At 63.2% G+C, this 18,463-nt stretch carries 18 protein-coding genes; 2 read left to right on the forward strand and 16 right to left on the reverse strand.

Features of this window, described 5'->3' with window-relative positions:
- Positions 1–44 precede the first annotated feature (44 nt).
- Positions 45–1,109, forward strand: a complete 1,065-nt coding sequence (locus AC30D9_RS19350) for a 2,3-butanediol dehydrogenase (RefSeq protein WP_307571621.1) — start codon at positions 45–47, stop codon at positions 1,107–1,109.
- Between the two features lie 72 nt (positions 1,110–1,181).
- Here the strand turns inward: AC30D9_RS19350 and AC30D9_RS19355 are convergent, their stop codons facing one another.
- From AC30D9_RS19355 to AC30D9_RS19430, 16 genes are all read right to left on the reverse strand, one after another.
- Positions 1,182–1,736, reverse strand: a complete 555-nt coding sequence (locus tag AC30D9_RS19355; RefSeq protein ID WP_134924057.1) for a DinB family protein — start codon at positions 1,734–1,736, stop codon at positions 1,182–1,184.
- Between the two features lie 266 nt (positions 1,737–2,002).
- On the reverse strand, positions 2,003–2,920 hold the full coding sequence (locus AC30D9_RS19360) for a dihydrodipicolinate synthase family protein (RefSeq protein ID WP_307570939.1): 918 nt from the start codon (positions 2,918–2,920) through the stop codon (positions 2,003–2,005).
- A 158-nt stretch (positions 2,921–3,078) separates the two neighbouring features.
- Positions 3,079–4,107: a trans-3-hydroxy-L-proline dehydratase gene (locus AC30D9_RS19365; RefSeq protein WP_490144617.1), complete on the reverse strand. Its 1,029-nt coding sequence runs from the start codon at positions 4,105–4,107 to the stop codon at positions 3,079–3,081.
- Between the two features lie 118 nt (positions 4,108–4,225).
- On the reverse strand, positions 4,226–4,948 hold the full coding sequence (locus AC30D9_RS19370; RefSeq protein WP_134924060.1) for an amino acid ABC transporter ATP-binding protein: 723 nt from the start codon (positions 4,946–4,948) through the stop codon (positions 4,226–4,228).
- Complete coding sequence (locus tag AC30D9_RS19375; protein WP_490144618.1) at positions 4,941–5,591, reverse strand: amino acid ABC transporter permease; 651 nt, start codon at positions 5,589–5,591, stop codon at positions 4,941–4,943. Before AC30D9_RS19375 ends, AC30D9_RS19370 begins: the two co-directional genes overlap by 8 nt.
- Positions 5,592–5,602: 11 nt before the next feature.
- A complete protein-coding gene (locus AC30D9_RS19380; protein ID WP_134924062.1) occupies positions 5,603–6,271 on the reverse strand; it encodes an amino acid ABC transporter permease in 669 nt (222 codons plus the stop codon).
- Positions 6,264–8,042: a cis-3-hydroxy-L-proline dehydratase gene (lhpI, locus tag AC30D9_RS19385; protein ID WP_490144619.1), complete on the reverse strand. Its 1,779-nt coding sequence runs from the start codon at positions 8,040–8,042 to the stop codon at positions 6,264–6,266. The genes AC30D9_RS19380 and lhpI overlap by 8 nt, the downstream gene beginning before the upstream one ends.
- A 10-nt stretch (positions 8,043–8,052) precedes the next feature.
- On the reverse strand, positions 8,053–8,871 hold the full coding sequence (locus AC30D9_RS19390) for an ABC transporter substrate-binding protein (RefSeq protein WP_134924064.1): 819 nt from the start codon (positions 8,869–8,871) through the stop codon (positions 8,053–8,055).
- A 233-nt stretch (positions 8,872–9,104) separates the two neighbouring features.
- The gene (locus AC30D9_RS19395; RefSeq protein WP_490144620.1) at positions 9,105–9,854 is read right to left on the reverse strand and encodes an AraC family transcriptional regulator; all 750 of its coding nucleotides are present in this window, start codon (positions 9,852–9,854) and stop codon (positions 9,105–9,107) included.
- Between the two features lie 274 nt (positions 9,855–10,128).
- Positions 10,129–11,385: an FAD-dependent oxidoreductase gene (locus tag AC30D9_RS19400; protein ID WP_490144621.1), complete on the reverse strand. Its 1,257-nt coding sequence runs from the start codon at positions 11,383–11,385 to the stop codon at positions 10,129–10,131.
- Positions 11,382–11,618 carry a 2Fe-2S iron-sulfur cluster-binding protein gene (locus tag AC30D9_RS19405; RefSeq protein WP_134924067.1) on the reverse strand — a complete coding sequence of 79 codons (237 nt, stop codon included), beginning with the start codon at positions 11,616–11,618 and terminating at the stop codon, positions 11,382–11,384. Before AC30D9_RS19405 ends, AC30D9_RS19400 begins: the two co-directional genes overlap by 4 nt.
- A complete protein-coding gene (locus AC30D9_RS19410; protein ID WP_490144622.1) occupies positions 11,611–12,726 on the reverse strand; it encodes an NAD(P)/FAD-dependent oxidoreductase in 1,116 nt (371 codons plus the stop codon). Before AC30D9_RS19410 ends, AC30D9_RS19405 begins: the two co-directional genes overlap by 8 nt.
- Positions 12,723–13,655 carry a 4-hydroxyproline epimerase gene (locus tag AC30D9_RS19415; protein WP_307570932.1) on the reverse strand — a complete coding sequence of 311 codons (933 nt, stop codon included), beginning with the start codon at positions 13,653–13,655 and terminating at the stop codon, positions 12,723–12,725. The genes AC30D9_RS19410 and AC30D9_RS19415 overlap by 4 nt, the downstream gene beginning before the upstream one ends.
- A 126-nt stretch (positions 13,656–13,781) precedes the next feature.
- Positions 13,782–14,702, reverse strand: a complete 921-nt coding sequence (locus tag AC30D9_RS19420; protein WP_307570931.1) for a hypothetical protein — start codon at positions 14,700–14,702, stop codon at positions 13,782–13,784.
- A 133-nt stretch (positions 14,703–14,835) separates the two neighbouring features.
- Positions 14,836–15,507, reverse strand: a complete 672-nt coding sequence (locus AC30D9_RS19425; RefSeq protein ID WP_134924071.1) for a GntR family transcriptional regulator — start codon at positions 15,505–15,507, stop codon at positions 14,836–14,838.
- A gap of 238 nt (positions 15,508–15,745) precedes the next feature.
- Complete coding sequence (locus tag AC30D9_RS19430; protein ID WP_490144623.1) at positions 15,746–16,912, reverse strand: MFS transporter; 1,167 nt, start codon at positions 16,910–16,912, stop codon at positions 15,746–15,748.
- A 137-nt stretch (positions 16,913–17,049) separates the two neighbouring features.
- On the opposite strand from AC30D9_RS19430, the gene AC30D9_RS19435 reads away from it, so the two are divergent.
- Positions 17,050–18,441: an aminotransferase-like domain-containing protein gene (locus AC30D9_RS19435; protein WP_490144624.1), complete on the forward strand. Its 1,392-nt coding sequence runs from the start codon at positions 17,050–17,052 to the stop codon at positions 18,439–18,441.
- Positions 18,442–18,463 lie beyond the last annotated feature (22 nt).

Consider the following 18,463-nt stretch of genomic DNA (forward strand, 5'->3'; position numbering starts at 1 on the left):
CTGGAGGCAACGTCATGAACGTTTCAATCAAGCCTACCCGCAGCATGCGCGCCGCCGTCTGGCATGGCCGCAACGACATCCGCGTCGAAGACGTGCCACTGCCGGTCTCGCCGCCCGCCGGTTGGGTGCAGATCCGTGTGCAATGGTGCGGCATCTGCGGCTCCGACCTGCATGAATACGTGGCCGGGCCGGTGTTCATCCCGGTGGACGCGCCGCACCCGCTGACCGGGATCAAGGGCCAGTGCATCCTCGGTCATGAGTTCTGCGGCGAGATCGTCGAACTGGGGGCCGGCGTCGAAGGTTTCAGCGTCGGTGAGCCGGTGGCCGCTGATGCCTGCCAACACTGCGGCACCTGCTATTACTGCACCCACGGGCTGTACAACATCTGTGAGAACCTGGCGTTCACCGGGCTGATGAACAACGGTGCGTTTGCCGAACTGGTCAATGTGCCGGCCAACCTGCTCTACAAACTCCCCGCCGACTTTCCGGCCGAGGCTGGTGCGTTGATCGAGCCGCTGGCGGTGGGCATGCACGCGGTGAAGAAGGCCGGCAGCCTGTTGGGCCAGAACGTGGTGGTGGTTGGCGCCGGTACGATCGGGCTGTGCACCATCATGTGCGCCAAGGCCGCTGGCGCGGCCCAGGTGATCGCCCTGGAGATGTCCGGCGCACGCAAGGCCAAGGCCCTGGAAGTCGGGGCCAGCCACGTGATCGATCCGAAGGAGTGCGACGCCCTGGCCGAAGTCCGTCGCCTGACTGGTGGCCTGGGAGCCGATGTCAGCTTTGAGTGCATCGGCAACAAGCACACCGCCAAACTGGCCATCGACCTGATCCGCAAGGCCGGCAAATGTGTGTTGGTGGGAATCTTCGAGGAGCCCAGTGAATTCAATTTCTTCGACCTGGTGTCCACCGAGAAGCAGGTGCTCGGCGCGTTGGCCTACAACGGCGAGTTTGCCGATGTGATCGCCTTCATCGCCGATGGACGCCTGGATATCTCGCCACTGGTGACCGGACGTATCCAGCTGGAGCAGATCGTTGGCCAGGGCTTCGAGGAGCTGGTCAACAACAAGGAGCACAACGTGAAAATCATCGTGTCTCCCGCACGGACCTGACTGAGAGCGCCCGGGTGGGCGATTTGGCGATGGCCGGCAGCGGCCATCGCCTTTTTTTTACAGTGTGTCGCTTCAGTCAGGCCGATAATCTCGCCAGACATGCCCTTCGTTGAGCTGCAGTTGTCGTTCTTCCTGTTGCCGGAACGGGCGGTCGCAATCGAGGAAAAATTCATCGAGTTGCGGCGGCTTGATACCGGTGCCACTGAGCATCCCGTGGACTTGGCCACGGTGGTGGATCTGGTGTTCGAACAGGTGCAGCAACAGCCGGTCGATCCGCTCACGCACCACGCCGTCCACGCGTACCAGCTCAACGCAGCGGGCGAGGTCTCTTTCTCGCAGGCTTTCGCACAATGCCAGCAGTTGCCGGTCGGTTCGGGTTTGGCTTTCATTCAGTTGGGCAAATGCCAATGTTTCGGAAAAGTCCTTGATCTGGCCGTCCCGGTCACCTTCCAGAGCGGTCAGGTAATAGCGGTCCACTTCCAGAATATGGCAGAGCGTGCCTTGTATGGACGGGAAGAACCCCGTGCGCGGCGCCGCGTATTCGGCTTCGCTCAACTGCGCGCAGGCAGTGAGCAGTCGGTGATTGGCCCACTGATTGTTCAGGGCCTGGGCCAGGAAATAGTTCATGGGACACCTTGAATCTCTGTGGGAGCGAGCTTGCTCGCGATGATGGCGGCACATCCAGCATAGTCGACTCAGACAGACCGCTATCGCGAGCAAGCCCGCTCCCACAGTTTTATTGCGTGTGTTCACGATTTGGTATTCACCACCAATCCTGTGGGAGCGGGCTTGCTCGCGAAGACGGCGGCACATGCAGCATAGTCATATCAGACAGACCGCTTTCGCGAGCAAGCCCGCCCCCACACAGGATGCCCTTGCTTCAGGGGGAAGTCTTAAAGCCCCACATCCGGCAACACCGGCCGATTCGCCAAAGCCTTGGCCATGATCTGCTCCACAAACAGCCGGTCCGCTTCCGGCAGGGCCAGGCGCGGCGGGCGGGTGAGGGCGCTGCCACGACCGGCGATGGCCTCGCACAGCTTGATGCATTGCACCAGGTCGGCGCGGGCGTCCAGGTGCAGGATCGGCATCAGCCATTCGTAGATCGGCATCGCTTCGGCAAAGCGCCCGGCGCGGGCCAGGCGGAAAATGGTCTCGCCTTCTTTCGGGAATACGTTGGACATCCCCGAGACCCAGCCTTCGGCACCCACGGCGAGGCTTTCCAGGACCACGTCGTCGAGACCTGCAAACAACACAAAACGGTCGCCGACCTCATTGCGTACGTCGATAAAGCGCCGGGTGTCGCCGGAGGAGTCCTTGAAGCACACGACGTTGTCGCAATCGGCCAGGGAAATCAGGATGTCCGGGGTCACGTCATTCTTATAGATCGGCGGGTTGTTGTAGACCATCAACGGCACGTCGGCATGCCGAGCGACGTAGCGGAAATGCTCGGCGGTCTCGAACGGCTTGGAGCCGTAGACCAGCGCCGGCATCAGCATCACTCCGTCGACCCCCACCTTGCGCACCGCATTGGCGACCTTGGCCGCTTGCACGCTGGTGAACTCGGCCACGCCGCAAATCACCGGTACGCGGCCACGGGAGGCGTCCACCGCGACCTCGGTCACGGCGATCTTTTCCTCGGCGCTCAGGGAAGTGTTTTCCCCCACCGATCCGCAGACCACCAGGCCGGAAACGCCATCACGAATGACGTTGGAAATCACTTGGTGGGTTTTTTCCAGGTTGATGGAAAAGTCATCGTTGAATTGGGTGGTGACGGCAGGGAAGACGCCGCTCCAGTTGATGCGTTTGCTCATGGGTTGTCTCCGGTTAGGGTATGTGGCGAGGGGATTTATCCCCGTTGGGCCGCAAAGCGGCCCTGATACAGGCAACTCGGTGTGTCAGTAGAACCCAGGGGGGCTGCTTCGCAGCCCAGCGGGGATAAATCCCCTCGCCACAGGGTTGTGTGTGAAAGTCATGCGCCAGGCCAGGTATCCGAAAGCCGATAGCCCTGCGGCCACGGATCGGCCGGGTCGAGCAACAGCTGATGGGTGCCGGTGATCCACGCGCGCCCGGCGATGCACGGATAAATCGCCGGGCGTCCGGCCACGTCGGCCAGCGAATCGATGCGGCAGTGGAATTCGGAGCCGATGATCGAGCGGCCGATGAACCGTTCGCCGACCTGCATCAAACCCTTGGCGTGCAACACCGCCATGCGCGCCGAGCAGCCGGTGCCGGTGGGGGAGCGGTCGATCTTGCCCGGCTGGATCACCACCGCGTTGGCGCCGGTGGCGATGCCGTTCTCCTGGACGATGGGCGCGGCGATCTGGCAGAACGAGATGTGCGACCAGTCGGGGTTCAACGGATGGACAAAGCCCAGTTGTTCATTGGCGGCCCGAGTGATTTTCAAGCCCACGGCCACCAGCTCGGCGGCCTCGTCTGGACGGATGGCGAAGCCCAGGCGCTGGGCGTCGACAATCACAAAACTGTCGCCGCCGTACGCCGTGTCCACCTGCAACGAGCCCAGGCCCTCGACTTCGATCCACGCATCGAGGCGGTCGGCGAAGGAGGGTACGTTCTTGACCTCCACTCGCTGCACTTTGCCGTCGCGGCAGTCGGCCACGGCTTCGATCAGGCCGCCCGGTGCCTCAAGCACCAAGCGAGTCTGGGGCTCGGTCATCGGCAGGATGCCGCTGTCCAGCAGCACGGTGGCGACGCACAACGAGTTGGAGCCGGACATCGGCGGGGTGTCGGCCGGCTCCATAATGATCCAGGCCATTTGCGCCCGTGGGTCCTTGGCCGGCACCAGCAGATTGACGTGGCGGAATACGCCGCCACGGGGCTCGTTGAGAACGAAGTTGCGCAAGGTCTGGTCCTGGGCGATCCAGCGGGACTGTTCCCACACCGTGGCGCCGGGCGGTGGGGCAACGCCGCCGACGATCACGTCGCCGACTTCGCCTTCGGCGTGACAGCTCACTACATGGATGATTTTCGATGAGCGCATGAGTCAAATCCTTGTGTTGTCTTGTAGGGCCTCATCGCGAGCAAGCCCGCTCCCACAGGGTTCTGTGGCGTACACAAAAACAGTGTGGGAGCGAGCCTGCTCGCGATGAGGCCATCCGCTATTTCACCGACTTGAGGAAAGCCGCCGTCTCCGGCTGCACCGGATTGCCAATCACCTGGTCCGGCGGCCCGATCTCATGGACCCGGCCATTGCAGAAGAACGCCACGCGGTCGGAGACGTCCCGGGCGAAACGGATCTCGTGGGTCACCAGCACCATGGTCATGCCGTCTTCGGCGAGCATGCGCATGGTGTCCAGCACTTCTCCCACCAGTTGTGGGTCGAGGGCCGAGGTGGCTTCGTCGAACAGCATGTAGTCCGGCGACATCGCCAGGGCCCGGGCGATGGCCATGCGTTGTTGCTGCCCGCCGGAAAGCTTGCCGGGAAAGGCCTTGAGTTTGTCTCCCAGGCCCACGTGTTCAAGCTGTTGCACCGCCAGTGCCTCGGCCTCCCGCTGGCTTTTGCCCAGGACCTTGCGCGGCGCCAGCATCACGTTTTCCAGCACGGTCAGGTGGGGGAAGGCATTCCATTGCTGGAACACGATGCCGATCTTCTGCCGCAGGCGATTGAGGTCGGTGGCGCGGTCATGGACCTCGATGCCGTCCACGCGGATGCTGCCTTTCTGGATCGGCTCCAGACCGTTGATGCACATCAGCAGGGTCGACTTGCCAGAACCGGAACCGCCGATGATCGACACCACTTCGCCCTTGTCCACCGTCAGGCTCACACCCTTGACCACTTCCAGGGCGCCGAAAGACTTGTGCACGTTTTCGATCTCAATCATTTTCCTGCCACCTTCTTTCCAGACGTGCGCCGAGGCGGGAGACCACCAGGCTCATGACGTAGTAAATGAGCCCCGCGATGCACAGCACCAACAGGGGTTCCTGAATGCGCGTGACAATGGTTTGCGAAGCACGGAGCAATTCGACGATGCCGATCCACATCACCAGCGCGGTGTCTTTCATCACGCCCAGCACCAGATTCAGCCAGCCGGGAAAGGCCACTCGCGTGGCAATCGGCAGGACAATGAAACGCAAGTCCTGCAAGTAACTCAGGCCCAGGGAACGGCTGGCTCGGCGCGTGCTCAGCGGCACTGCCAGCACCCCACCGCGGACGATTTCGGTGAAGTACGCGGCGGCGTAGACCCCGAGCACGATGCAGCCCACCGCGAAGGCGCTGAGGTTCAGGCCGACGATGCTCTTGAGGGAGTTGAACAGCACGAACTGGATCAGCAGTGGCACGCTGCGAAACACGTCCAGCACCCAGGCCAGGGGCAGGCTGACCCGCGGCAACAGGGCCCGCAACAGGCCGAACAGCAGCCCGGCCAGGGTGCCCAGCAGGATCGACCAGGCGGTCAGTTGCAACGTGACCCAGGCCCCATTGAGCAAGAACAACAGGTCGTTAACGGTGAGGCTTGTAGACAACATGACAGCCCTCCTCAATAACGAAACAAGCGCCAGGACAACAGCCGGGCCAGCCCGACGATCAGCTTGGCGATCAGGTAATACAGCACCGCCGCGAGGGCGAAGTATTCGAAGGTGCGGAAGGTCTTGACGTTGTATTCCTGGGTGACGCCAGTGAGGTCGTTGTTCAGGCCGACGACCACGCCCAGGGACGTCATCAGCACCGCCCAGACCATCTGGTTGGTCAACGGATAGAAGACGATGCGCAACAGTTGCGGGACGATGATCATCCGGTAGGCCTGGAAGGCGCTCATGCCCAGGGAGCGGGCGGCGCGCATTTGCGTACTCGGCACGGCCTTGAGGCCGCCGCGAAAGTTTTCCGCCAGGTAACCGGCATTGTTGAAGGTGATCCCGGCCAGCAAGGCCAGCCAGGAACTGACGTGCAGCCCGAGGGAGCCGAGGCCGAAGTAGAGGATGTAGATCTGGAATAGCGAGGGGGTATTGCGGGCGATGGACACCCAGCCATTGCCCACCCCACGCAACAAGGGCTGCCTGGCCTGGCGCATCACGGTCAGGACCAGGGCGATCAGCACGCCGAAAATCATCGACAGCGCAGCGGTCTCGAAGGTCACCCAGGCCCCGGCGAGCATGTCGGGCAGGGCGCGTAGGGCCGGACGCCATTGGAAGCTGTAGTCATCAAACATGGGTCGGGCTCCCCCTGCGGGCAGTGGGTTGCAGCCATATTGGCGGCTGGCCGCTGGTCGCGGCGCTGCACGCGGCCTCGACGCATTCGGCGAGGGCGGCAAAGTGCACGCCGCGACCGACCAGGCCGGGCGCGTAGTGGGCGTATTTGCCGGAGTTGGTCATCAGCGTGGTGGCGTGGGGTGGGATCACCGGTTCGCCCAACATGCACCAGCAGGTGTCGGTCACCAGGACCGCGCCGAAAGCCTCGATGGCGGTCAGGTATCCGGCCTTGCGCGCCTGCTCCAGCACCGCTCGACCGCAGGTAATCGCCAGCACCACATACGGATGCTTGACCCGGCCCGCGCACAAGGTCGCGAGGGCGGCGAATTCGCTGAGGGAGAAATGCGGATTGCCCAGGGACACCACGTCCACCCAGTTGTCCCGGGCGCTGTTGAGCTCGCGCCAACTGGCAAGCAGGCCGGCGACATCGACGCTTTCCTGCGGCAAGGTGACGTCGTTCTCCATGACATTGGCAGGGTCGAGGGCTTCCGGCGTCACCCCGGCAATGTGGAACAACGGCGCGGCGCTGGTGGTGGCGAACGCGGCGCCGAAGGCCTTGAGGTCGTCCAGGGTTGGCGCAGCGTGTTCCAGGCCGCGTATCAGCGGGATGCGCCGGCCCGCCAGGCCGCCGATGTGGTAGCCCAGCAGCGGATAGAAACTGTCGTCCACGTTGCCCAGCGCCGGCACGTCGACGATCAACCCAGCCTTGCGCTGGTCGTCGAGATGACAGCCAGTCAACGGCGCCCGTCCGCACAGGGCAATGCAGATATCGAGGAAGTCCGGGTACTTCTGCGTGCGCGCGCCCAGCACGCTGTTGGCGTAGACCACCGCATTGGATTCGGCCCAGACGATTTGTTCACCGGCCTTGGGCGCGGTGTCCAGCAGGTAGGGCGCGCAGGTGAAACTCAGTTGCGCGCCCATCGCCATGTAGGCGTCGCCCAGGGCACTGGCCGGCTCGCCCAGGGCCGGATCGACGCCCAGTTCACGCCAGCGACGCTGGTCCACGGAGATGGAATTGAGGGTGGTGGGCACGCGGACTTTCGCGCCCCACTGCACCAGTTGTTCGGCAAAGCGCAGGCTGGCCGGGCCGGTGTAGATGCAGCCGTCGATGTGGGCCTGGGTCACGTTTAGCAGTTGCGTGGCACCCTGGATCTCGGCCATGCGCAGCACAATCTGCATTGCCACTTGGGCCGCCTTGCCGTGGGTGCCGTCGAGCAACGCTTGGTCCTGTTCGGTCAGGTTCAGGGTCGAGGGAGCGGGCGGCTGCCGGCAGGCGTCCGCACCCTGCCAGCCGTCGTTGGGATGGCGGCCAGACAGCGTCAGGACGTCGCCCTCGAGGCGGACAAAGCCCTGGCCGCGCAACCTGTTGAAAGCCTCGTGCCCCACGCACAACACCGGCAACGAGCGTTGGAAAATCACCTGCGCCACCAGCACGCCCAGGGTCAGGATTTCATCGGCTTCGGCCAGCACCAGGGCCGCAGGTGCATGGCCGTTGCTGATCAACTCCATCAAGACGCTGCTGCCGGTGCAGGAGCCGCGTCCGCTGGGAATCGCCAATACGCGCCCGGCCAGGCGTTCACCGCTCAACGGGTGATGCCGATCGATGACCTCGCCACTGGCCGGATCGACCCCGCCCCAGAAACTCAGGCCGACTTCGGCGAACAGCAGGGCGCCCTCGGCGGCGCCCCCCACCAGACTGCGGCCTTTCATACGGACAGGCGTGCTTGGCATGCGCCGATCCTCAATAGTAGACCTGGGGAACAGTCAGGTTGGCCGGCGGGATGTCGGTGCCGACCCATTTGACGAACAGCTCCTTGTACCGCCCGGTGCGCACCTGCTGGTTGACGAACAGGTTGAGGTAGTTGAGCAGGCCGTACTCGCTGCGCTTGGCGCCCAGGGACACGTAGTCGATGACATAGGGCGCATCGCCGGCGATCTTCAGGCCTTTGTACTTGCCCGACTTGATGGTCGCGGCCGCCACGGTGTTGGTGACCACGGTCGCGTCTATGTGCCCTTGGGCGACCGCCAGCAGGGTGTCGTTCTGCGATTGGTAGGCGCGGAAACTGCCGCTGCCCCAGCTCTTCTGATCCTTCTCCAGGGCGATGGCTTCGTAGGTGCTGCTGGTGTTACCCAGGGCCTTGCCCTTGAGGTCGGCGTAGCTGTTGATGCCGGTGTTGTCGCGGGTCAGCACGACCATTTGGAAGGCGAAGTAGGGCACGGTCAGGCCGACGGTCTTGGCTCGCTCCAAGGTGTCAGACGTGGAGGCGACAATGACATCGGCGCGGCTCGACAGCAGCGCGGGGATTCGGTCGGAGAACGGGGTTTCCACCACTTCGGCGTCCACACCGAGGACTTTCGCCAGATCGTGACAATAGTCCACGTCGAATCCCGCCGGTTTATTGCTTTCATCGCGAAAGCCCATGGGTGGGAAGTCCAGGGTCACGGCGCAACGCAGCTTGCCCGAGCTGATGATGTCGTCGAGTTTGTCGGCGTGGGCGGGGGCAATGAAAAGCGGGGTGAGGACAACGCTGAGGGCTACGGCCAATGCAGGGTTTTTCATAAATGCCTCGCTGTCGAATAAATGCGGTGAGATATCGTATTGAGGATTTCGTATACGATATTAGATAAGCAATCGGCATGCCTGTTTGCGGTCGCGTCGCCGTAATGCTATTGGAGAGCTGATCTAGAGGCTTTCAGGTCTTGCGCTAACACTTCGGGCAGGGGCCGGCGCCAGGTCTGTGTGTTACAGATGGGAGCAACCATGGGGGCCGACGCCCCATCAGGGAACAGGCGTCAGTGCTGACTCTCGCGATATTGACTGGGCGACAGGCTGGTCAGGGCACGGAACTGACGGCTGAAGGCGCTGTGGTCGGTGTAGCCGCAACGCAGGGCGATCTCAGTGATCGGCAGGTTCTTGTCGAGTAACAGCCGCGAGGCTTCTTCCAGGCGTGCCTTGTGAATCATCTGCCGGGGTGTGAGTTGGAAAATCCGCTTGCAGTGCCGCTCCAACTGCGCCACCGACAACCCGGCGATGGTCGTCAATTCCGTCAGGCTGATGGGGCGGGCGAAGTGGTTTTTGATATGAGCATCCACCGCTGCCAGTTTCTGGAAGGCTGGGTGGCTCGACTGGGGCAGTTGCAGGTCACGGGAAATGCCGGCCAGGCCGACGATCTGGCCGTTTGGGTCATGCAGGGCGAGCTTGTGGGTCAGGCACCACACGGGCTGGTTGCCGTAATACAGATGCAATTCGAGCTGGTCGGCCAACTCCCGGCCGCTGGCCAGCACCCGGCGATCCTGCTCGGTGTACAACGGGCCGAAGCGTTCGGGGAACACCTGTTCGGCGGTGAGGCCGAGCAAGTCCGTGCTGTGCTTGAAGCCGCAGCGCCGGGCCAGGGTCTGGTTGACGAAGGCGTAGCGGGCCTGCTTGTCCTTGATGAAAAACACCACGTCCGCGAGGGTGTCCAGCAGTGGGGCGATGGGTTGCAGGCTGCGCAACAGGGTGTCCAGGTCACAGGGTGCGAGGGAAGTGAGCGAGGGGTACATGGCCGGCGTCGTCTTTTTTGTGGAAGCGATGGCGCAGTGTCAATCGAAAATGCGCTGCCTGTCACGCCGCTATCGCGAGCAGGCTCGCTCCCACATGGGGGCCTGCGGTGCCGCAAAGTTGAAGTTCACCTCAAATCCCTGTGGGAGCGAGCCTGCTCGCGATGGCGTCAGTACATCCAACATCGATGCAAGCAGGCCCACCGCTATCGCGAGCAAGCTCGCTCCCACTGGGAGTTTGTGGTGAGTACAGGTCTGAGTGGGATGTGTGTCGGGCTCAGGTGGGTGGGGCTTGTTCCAGGGCCAGCAAGGTTTCGATCCGCGCCGGGCTGAACGGCGGGCGTGGGGCGGGCGGTGTCCAGCCGAGCAGATGTTCCAGGGCGGCGCCGCACACTCGGCCTTGGCATGCGCCCATGCCGCAGCGGCTGGCCAGTTTCGCTTCGCGCCAGTTTTCATGGCCGACCAGTTCGCCATACGGCACGTCTTCGCAGCGGCAGACCAGGGTGTCGGCGCGGGCCAGGGTCTTGAGCTGTGGACCGAGGGTGAAGGCTTTGTTCAATGCCTGGGCGAAACCCTGCCAGCGTGTGCGTTGGGGCCACAGACGCTGGGCCGCCGCAGTATTGCCGACGGCGGCGTGGCCGGCGATGGCACCTTCCACCAACGCCAGTTCGCTGCCACCAAAACCGGTGCATTCACCGGCGGCGTAATGTCCGACGCGGGTGGTGGCTTGCCAGGCGTCAACGGCCAGGGCCTGGTCTTCAACCGCGCAGCCCAGGGCCTGGCCGAGCTGAGTGTTGGGAATCAGCCCGAAGCCACAGGCCAGCCGATCGCAAGCCAGTTCAAGCGTCTTGCCCTGTTGCAGCAGGCGCACGCCCTCGAGTCGCTCCCGCCCGAGTGCTTCCACCGCATAGGTGTCGGTGCGGTAGTGCCGGTCGAACAAACCGAACGACTGGAAAAACTTGCCCGGCCAGCGGGGCAATTGTGCAGCGAAACCGGCGACGGCGGTGCGACTGGCTTGCTCGGCGATGCGCACCAACTGCGCACCTTGATGTTTCGCCGTGGCGGCGCTGGCCAGTAGCAAGGGGCCGCTGCCAGCGATCACCAGCCGTTCGCCGCGCACCGGCAGGCCGCCCTTGACCAGCGCCTGCAAGCCGCCGGCTCCGGTCACTCCGGGCAACGTCCAGCCGGGGAAGGGCAGCAGCAATTCCCGGGCACCGGTGCAGAGGATCAAGCGGTCATAGCTGATCCGCCAGCCGCGCTCGGCATCTTCCACCAACAAGGTTTTGTCCGCCGCGCAGGCGATCACGCGAGCGCCGGCATGGCAGCGTACATTGGCGCAGGTTTGCAGTTGATCGCGCAGGCGCCGGGCTGCGCTGGGCAGGTTGGCCTGGGGACCATCGCGCCAGATCTGCCCACCCGGCAACGGGTTGTCGTCCAGCAGCACAATGCGCGCACCGCTGCTTGCCGCGGCAAGGGCGGCGGCCATGCCGGCGGGGCCGGCACCGATGATCAACAGGTCGGTGGTTTCGTTCATGGTCGGGTCTGCACCTGCATGCCGTCGTGGCAGAGGGTTTGGCAGGCCAGGCGTCGACGGCCATCGATCAGCACTCGGCATTCCTGGCAGATGCCCATGCCGCACAAAGGCGCACGGCGCTGGCCGCTGACCGAGGTACGACTGCACCCGTCCGCCCCCAAGGCCAATGCCGCCGCGACGCTGGTGCCATCGGCGACTGATAGCGGGCGACCGTCCAGGAATAAGTCAGGCATGGGCCGGTTCTCCGAAGAAACGCTGTGGCAGGTAAGCTTGAGGGGCAAGCGGCGAGGTTTCGTTGAACAGTTGGGCGACCAGCAAATCGGCCGTCGCGGGCGCCGTCGTGACGCCCAGGCCTTCGTGACCGACTGCCAGCCACAGGCCCTTGCGCTGCGGATGTTGGCCCACCAAGGGCAGGCCGTCAGGGCTGGCCGCGCGAAAACCGGTCCAGGCACGAATGCCGTTGAGCTGCGCCAGCCCCGGCATATATTCGACGGCGCGTTTGAGCATCTTCGCCAGCATCCAGCTTTCCACCTGTGGGTCGACGGTGCCGAACTGCCGCGAGGCGCCGATGAACAATTGCCCGGTCGGACGCGGCTGGATATTGCACGCCACCGATGGCCCGCTGGCGTTGTGGGCGCTGGTGACATAGCCCAGTTCCACCAGTGTGTGAGTGACGGTGGCGGGGTAGCGATCAGTGATCAGCAGGTGACCTTTTTTCGCTTCAATGGGCAGCTCCGGGCACAGCTCGGTGGCCTGGATGCCATTGGCCAGGACCACCGCTTCGGCACTCAACCAGCGGCCGTCGTCAAGGCGCACGCGCTGGCCGTCGACTTCGCTGACCCGGGCGCGCTGCTGGCGAATATTGGGCGCATCCAGCATCCAGCGCGCGGCTGCCGGGGCGTACAGGATGCCGTCACCCTTGATCAGCAGCCCACCTTCCAAACCTTCGCGTAATTGGGGTTCGCGCTGGTGCAGGGCGGCGCGACCGATCAGTTCGCAGACTTCGCCATGAGCCAGCAGATTCAGATATTTACTGTGGGCCACTGCCATTTCTTCGGCATTGGCCGCCAGCCACAGGGTGCCGTTGTTGCGCCAGGCGCAGGCCTCGGGCAGGGCCGGGGCCAGTTCGCGCCAGCGTTGCAGGGAATATTGACTGAGGGCCAGTTCCGCCGGGTTGTCATCCAGCACCAGCAGGTGGCCCATGCCGGCCGCCGTCGCGCCGTGCCAACCAGCGTCGAGCACCAGGACTTTCAAACCGCGTTGGGCCAATGTCCGGGCGCAGGCGGCGCCGATGATACCGGCACCGATGATGATCACGTCGGCGACCTGGCCCTCGCTCACGGACGAATGCCCCAGGCGAATGGGTCATCCGCTTCGATGACCAGCGTGGTCTCGGCACTGATGTAGGCACGGCCACGAATGGTCGGCACGATGCGCTCGCCCGAGCGTTCATAGGAACCCTCGAACTCGCTGCCAATGACACTGGCCTGGCGCCAGATCTGGCCGGGTTGCAGTTTTCCATCGGCGGCCAGGCAGGCCAGTTTGGCGCTGGTGCCGGTGCCGCATGGGGAGCGGTCATAGGCCTTGCCCGGGCAGAGTACGAAGTTGCGGCTGTCGGCTTGCGGGTCGTCGGCGAACAGTTCGACGTGGTCGATCAGGCCGCCGTCTTCGCCGCGAAAACCCTGCTGCTCCAAGGCTTGCTGCACGGCATAGGTATAGGCGGTCAACGCGTCGAGGTTATCGCCGGCCACGCGCTGGCCATGCTCGGCGACCAGGAAAAACCAGTTGCCACCCCAGGCCACATCGCCCACCACCTGGCCGATGCCGGGCACCTCCAGGGCCAGTGCCTTGCGGTAACGGTAGGCCGGCACGTTGCGCACACTGACCGAGCGATCCTCATGCAAGGTTGCCTGCACCGTGCCCACCGGGGTTTCGATGCTGTGCACGCCGGGGCCGATCCTGCCCAGGTGGGCCAGCGACGCCACCAGGCCGATGGTGCCGTGGCCGCACATGCCCAGGTAGCCGCTGTTGTTGAAGAAGATCACGCCGGCACAGGCGCTCGGGTCCACCGGCTCACAGAGCAGCGCCCCCACCAGCACATCGCTACCGCGCGGTTCCAGCACGCAGGCCGTGCGCCAGGCATCGTGCTGCTCGGCCAGACGCTGCCTGCGCTCGGCCATGCTGCCCTGGCCCAGGTCAGGAAAACCGTCGATGACCAGTCGGGTCGGTTCGCCGCCGGTATGGGAGTCGATCACGGTGATGCGTTTCATGGGGGGCCACGTCCGTTCAGATGAGTGAACGCAAGCGTGGCCCGCGCCGGGGGGTGACGGCTTGATGGATTTATCTGCCGCTGATGACGAAATCGGCACAGCGCGGCAACAGCCAAGGGAGCCTGCTCAGGCGTTCGTATCTTGCCATCGCCATTCGATGTGCTCGGTATTGATTCCCAGGGCATCGAACTTCTCGGCGACATACCGCAGGCAGGCGCCGCCGTCGGGCCTGTAATGCCCGGAAGCATCGTTGACCATGGCGATCACATGGTCCATGTGATGTTCGGTGACCCTGAACTCCCCGGCGCACATGACCGGCCTGCCGCTGCCGAGCTGGCTATGCCTTACATAGTTGGCCCGGTCGCTATGTTCCCAGCGCTTATAGATAATGGCGTGTTCGGGTGTGTAGACCCATGTGTAACTATTGGACTGGTCGTTGGGGGCGAGCAGCTCACTGGTGTGTGTCTTCAGTTGATTGCCAATCAACTTGCCGTCCCACATCCCGATCAACTGACCTACGCCGTCTATTTTCGACGGGTCATAACAGCGCCAATGCATCAGGTCGCCGATAAAGGGCATCCACCTGATCGGATAGGTCTGGGCGTTGAGATCGATGGATCTATGGTCGGAATTCTTCCAGTCGGAGAAATGAACATGTCCTGACCATACGAATTGCAAGTGCGCGGATGGGTTCCTCAGCCATTTGTTGATGCGTTTGAATGAGGTATTGGCGTAGATGTCATTGGCTTTGATCAGCACCGATTCCAGCGCCCAGTCATCAGAAGCGATCGGGTGTGCGACGGGCACCTGGTAGAGGGCCAGTCCGTCAATTTCCCCGAGCGAGATACGCGGTCGGCCGAACATCCGGGCAATGTCGATATCCACGTGGATGAGTTGCCCCACCCTGGGGGCTTCACAGAACAACTGCATCTGGCCCAGGGGGCCCATCGAGATATAGATGCTGTCGTCCGTGCCTGCCCAGTTTTGATTCTTTATGGAAGCTGTAACAGAAAGGCTGTCGATGAAGGTGTCGAATGGAGGTGTCATGGTTGAAAGCAAGTGTCTGTCTCAGATAACGAAGGCCCCTGATTCTAGGGCGGTGTCGGACAGTCGCTGCGGTACATATGTATAGGCCCTCAAGAATCCCGAGTCGATCATCGACTCGGGATTTCGGCCGGGCTCAATGGCTGGAAGGCAGGAACTCGAACAGCGTCTTGCAGACCCCGGCGATGTGTTCGTCCAGCAGCTTCACCGCCCGTTCGACATCACCGGCACGGCAGGCGTCGAGGATTTCCCGATGCTCGTGGTCGGCGCGCTCCTTGCCGGCGGAGAGGCTCATTTGCATGCGCAGATAGCGCTCCAACTTGTCGTGGACCGAACGGATCAAGCTCACCAGGAACGGCCGTTGGGCCGGTTCGTAGAGACAGGCATGCAGTTGCCAGTTCAGTTCGGCCCAACGTCCCACGTCATCTTCACCGATGAATTCACGGCAGATGCTCTCGGCCCGGGCGAAGGTCTCTTCGGTCATGTTGGGAATCGCCAGGCGCAACGCCTTGTCCTCCAGCAACATCCGCACTTCGAACATCTGCGCCAGCTCCGCCTCGGAAATGCGCGTGACCATCGCCCCGCGATTGCGCTGGAACATCACCAGGCCCTCGGCCTCCAGGCGCTTGAGGGCTTCGCGCACGGGGATCTTGCTGACGTTGAACTGGCGGGCGATGTCGTCCTGGCGAATCGGCTCGTCCTCGGCGAAATGCCCAGCCACGATGGCATCGCGCAGGTGGCGGGTGATGATTTCCGAAGTGGAGGGGGTGTTGCCCAGGTCGGGCAGGTTGAACTTGGATAAAGTCACGGCGGCGGGTCGTTCGGCTTAGGTGGGGATATGGTATACGACTTTGCCGGGGTGGTCCTTGAAGCAGGCGATGAAGCAGCCAAGGGTACGAAACTGTGGCGAGGGGATTTATCCCCGCTGGGCTGCGCAGCAGCCCTAAAACCTGATATTGCGGTGTGTCAGGCAGATAGGAACCGCTCATCTTGGGGCTGCTGCGCAGCCCAACGGGGATAAATCCCCTCGCCACAAGGTTTTGTATTCAGCAGTGGGACAGGCGAGTCACATAAGCTTCTGTTCGCACGATACGCCATCCAGTGACAGACGCCCCAGCCAGCAGCGCCAGGCCGAACACGATCAACGCCACGTCAGCGCCAAAAGCGTCAGCCAGCAGCCCGGTCACCACCACCGGGATGCTGAACCCGACATAGGCGAACAGGAAGAATCCGGCGCTGACCCGGGCCTTTTCCACGCCGGCCATGGCGGTGACGGCTGACAGCCCGCCCAGGTACAGAAAGCCATAGCACGCACTGCTGGCGCCCAGCGCGCCAAGCAATACGGCGGCCAAGGAACCGACACTTGCCCCCCAGGCCAGCAACGCGTAGCTCAACGGCAGGATCAGCAATCCCAAGCCCGTAGCCCTGGCTGGTTGCATGCGCCGAACCCAGGGCTGGAACAGCAAGCCGCAACTGATGACCGTGAAAGTCGACAAGCCAGACCAACGCTGCAAATCGTGGGTCGCCAGCACCGAGGGCAATATGGCGATGACCAGGCCCGAGGTCGCCCAGGCCAACAGCATGGAAAAGCTATAGGGCAGGCTGCCGGCGGGAAACAACGGCAGGCGCAGCAGCGGTGCGTCTTGGATTTTTCGCGCCGGATCCGGTAGCCGCCAGACCACGCCGATCGCCATGGCCGCCAACATCAGCTGCAACCAGAAGCTGCCGGGCGTGGCGCTGTGATGGACGAACAGGAAAAGACTGGTCAACGCCGCGCCCAGGCCAAACCCCAGGGAGGTGCTGGCGGTGACCCGGTTGGCTGGCGAGCGGGGGTCGCCGGTTGCCATGAGCTCGGTCATATAGGCGGTCGACGTGGCCGAGGCCAGTCCCGTGCCGATCCCCATCATCAGGCGTGCCACGCCCAGGGCTTCCAGGCTTGGCCAGAGCAGGGTCACCAGCGTCGCCAGCATCGACAACCCCAGCGCGACCAGGATCAACGGCTTGCGTCCTACCCGGTCGGCCAGCCCGCCGAATGCCAGCAAGACGGGCAGGACGCCCAGCACATAACCGGAAAACGCCACCGCCGTGGCGCCGGCCCCGTAGCCGGACAACTGCGCGTAGGTGGTGTACAGGGGCGCCTGCAGGTTGACCGCGAGGGTGATCAGGCAAAGGCCGAAAGCCAGTCCCCAGGAATGTCGATGCTGTGGGTTCAAGGGGGTTCCTTAAAAGGTGTGCAGGAAGTCCCGGGGACTATCACGTCCGGGTACAACGCAAACAAGGAACAGACGCCAGCCATTTGTGTTTAACTGTTTTCTGAAAAAACGAGAACACTTGGCCAAGAGTGCCCGCCGTGGACCTGAAGATTGATCGCAACGTTGCCGAGCCCGTGATCCGGCAGCTCGTGACGCACCTCATGGGCTGGATCAATGCCCATGGCATTCGTCCCGGCGCACGGATGCCGTCCATTCGCCAACTGGCCCGGGAAAATGGCCTGAGTCTGTCGAGCGTGATCAAGGCCTATGACCAACTGGTCGCCAGCGGGGTACTGGAGTCCCGGCATGGCGCGGGTTTTTTTGTCGCGCAGCGGTTGGCCCGGCCGGTGGCGCCGGCACCTGAAGCGGATAACACACCGTGGCGGTTGTTCGACAATGAATCGACGCAGCTCAAGCTGGGGTGTGGCTGGCTGCCCGACGCCTGGCGCGACGACACCGACCTGGGCCAGGCGATCCGCCAGGTGGTACGCAGCGACAACCACGCGTTGTTCAACTACAGCACCCCGTTGGGCTCACCGCATCTGCGCCTGCACATTCAAAAGCGCCTGGGTCTGATCGACATTCACGTTGACCCGGCGCAGATCATCACGACCCAAGGCGCCAGCCAAGGCCTCGACCTGCTGGTGCGAACCCTGCTCAAGCCCGGTGACCTGGTGCTGGTGGAAAGCCCCGGTTACTACAACCTGTTCAATCTGCTGAAGCTGCATGGGGTCAAGACCCTGGCGGTGCCAAGAACCGCGCAAGGTCCGGACATCGCTCGCCTGGAACAGCTTCTCGGCGAGCATAAGCCCTCGTATTTCTTCATCAACAGCATGTACCAGAACCCCACCGGGACCAGCCTGGCGCCAAGCGTGGCCTATCGTTTGCTGCAACTGGCAACGGCCCACGACTTTCGCCTCATCGAGGATGACATCTACGCCGATTTCCAGAATGGCCCGACTTCACGGCTGGCCTCCCTGGATGCCCTGGACCGGGTGATCTACCTGGCGAGCTTTTCCAAGACGCTGTCCAGTTCGCTGCGCGTCGGTTATGTGGTCGCCCATCCCGACATCATCCAGCGCCTGGCCGAAGTCAAGATGATTACCGGCATCGGTTGTTCGCTGCTGGCGGAAAACGTGGTGGCGACGTTGCTGGCCAACGGCGCTTATCGCAAGTTGATCCAGCGCTTGCGCCAGCGTCTGAACAAGCAGATGGCAAGTACGCTGCGCCAACTGAACCCGGCCCATTGGGAGGTGTTTGCCGAGCCGACGGGAGGGCTGTTCATCTGGGCCAGGCCGCGGTGCCTGGCTGCACAACGGGTGCATCAGATCGCCCGGGAACTGCAAATCCAATTGTCCCAGGGCTCGACGTTCCTGCCCCAGGGGGAGGACTGCGACTGGTTGCGGTTGAATGTGGCGTATACCCAGGACATTCGGGCGCAGAGGTTTTTCCAGCGGGTCGAGACGGAGTCTGCAGCGAAGCGGGGTTGAATTTACCGGCGTCATCGCGAGC

This window comes from Pseudomonas sp. DF11 (assembly GCF_058148565.1).

What these genes read in the sequence shown, in the direction of transcription:
- AC30D9_RS19350 (WP_307571621.1), top strand. Translation starts at nt 45, where the DNA reads ATGCGCGCCGCCGTCTGGCATGGCCGCAACGACATCCGCGTCGAAGAC.
- AC30D9_RS19355 (WP_134924057.1), bottom strand. Translation starts at nt 1,736, where the DNA reads ATGAACTATTTCCTGGCCCAGGCCCTGAACAATCAGTGGGCCAATCAC.
- AC30D9_RS19360 (WP_307570939.1), bottom strand. Translation starts at nt 2,920, where the DNA reads ATGAGCAAACGCATCAACTGGAGCGGCGTCTTCCCTGCCGTCACCACC.
- AC30D9_RS19365 (WP_490144617.1), bottom strand. Translation starts at nt 4,107, where the DNA reads ATGCGCTCATCGAAAATCATCCATGTAGTGAGCTGTCACGCCGAAGGC.
- AC30D9_RS19370 (WP_134924060.1), bottom strand. Translation starts at nt 4,948, where the DNA reads ATGATTGAGATCGAAAACGTGCACAAGTCTTTCGGCGCCCTGGAAGTG.
- AC30D9_RS19375 (WP_490144618.1), bottom strand. Translation starts at nt 5,591, where the DNA reads ATGTTGTCTACAAGCCTCACCGTTAACGACCTGTTGTTCTTGCTCAAT.
- AC30D9_RS19380 (WP_134924062.1), bottom strand. Translation starts at nt 6,271, where the DNA reads ATGTTTGATGACTACAGCTTCCAATGGCGTCCGGCCCTACGCGCCCTG.
- lhpI (WP_490144619.1), bottom strand. Translation starts at nt 8,042, where the DNA reads ATGCCAAGCACGCCTGTCCGTATGAAAGGCCGCAGTCTGGTGGGGGGC.
- AC30D9_RS19390 (WP_134924064.1), bottom strand. Translation starts at nt 8,871, where the DNA reads ATGAAAAACCCTGCATTGGCCGTAGCCCTCAGCGTTGTCCTCACCCCG.
- AC30D9_RS19395 (WP_490144620.1), bottom strand. Translation starts at nt 9,854, where the DNA reads ATGTACCCCTCGCTCACTTCCCTCGCACCCTGTGACCTGGACACCCTG.
- AC30D9_RS19400 (WP_490144621.1), bottom strand. Translation starts at nt 11,385, where the DNA reads ATGAACGAAACCACCGACCTGTTGATCATCGGTGCCGGCCCCGCCGGC.
- AC30D9_RS19405 (WP_134924067.1), bottom strand. Translation starts at nt 11,618, where the DNA reads ATGCCTGACTTATTCCTGGACGGTCGCCCGCTATCAGTCGCCGATGGC.
- AC30D9_RS19415 (WP_307570932.1), bottom strand. Translation starts at nt 13,655, where the DNA reads ATGAAACGCATCACCGTGATCGACTCCCATACCGGCGGCGAACCGACC.
- AC30D9_RS19420 (WP_307570931.1), bottom strand. Translation starts at nt 14,702, where the DNA reads ATGACACCTCCATTCGACACCTTCATCGACAGCCTTTCTGTTACAGCT.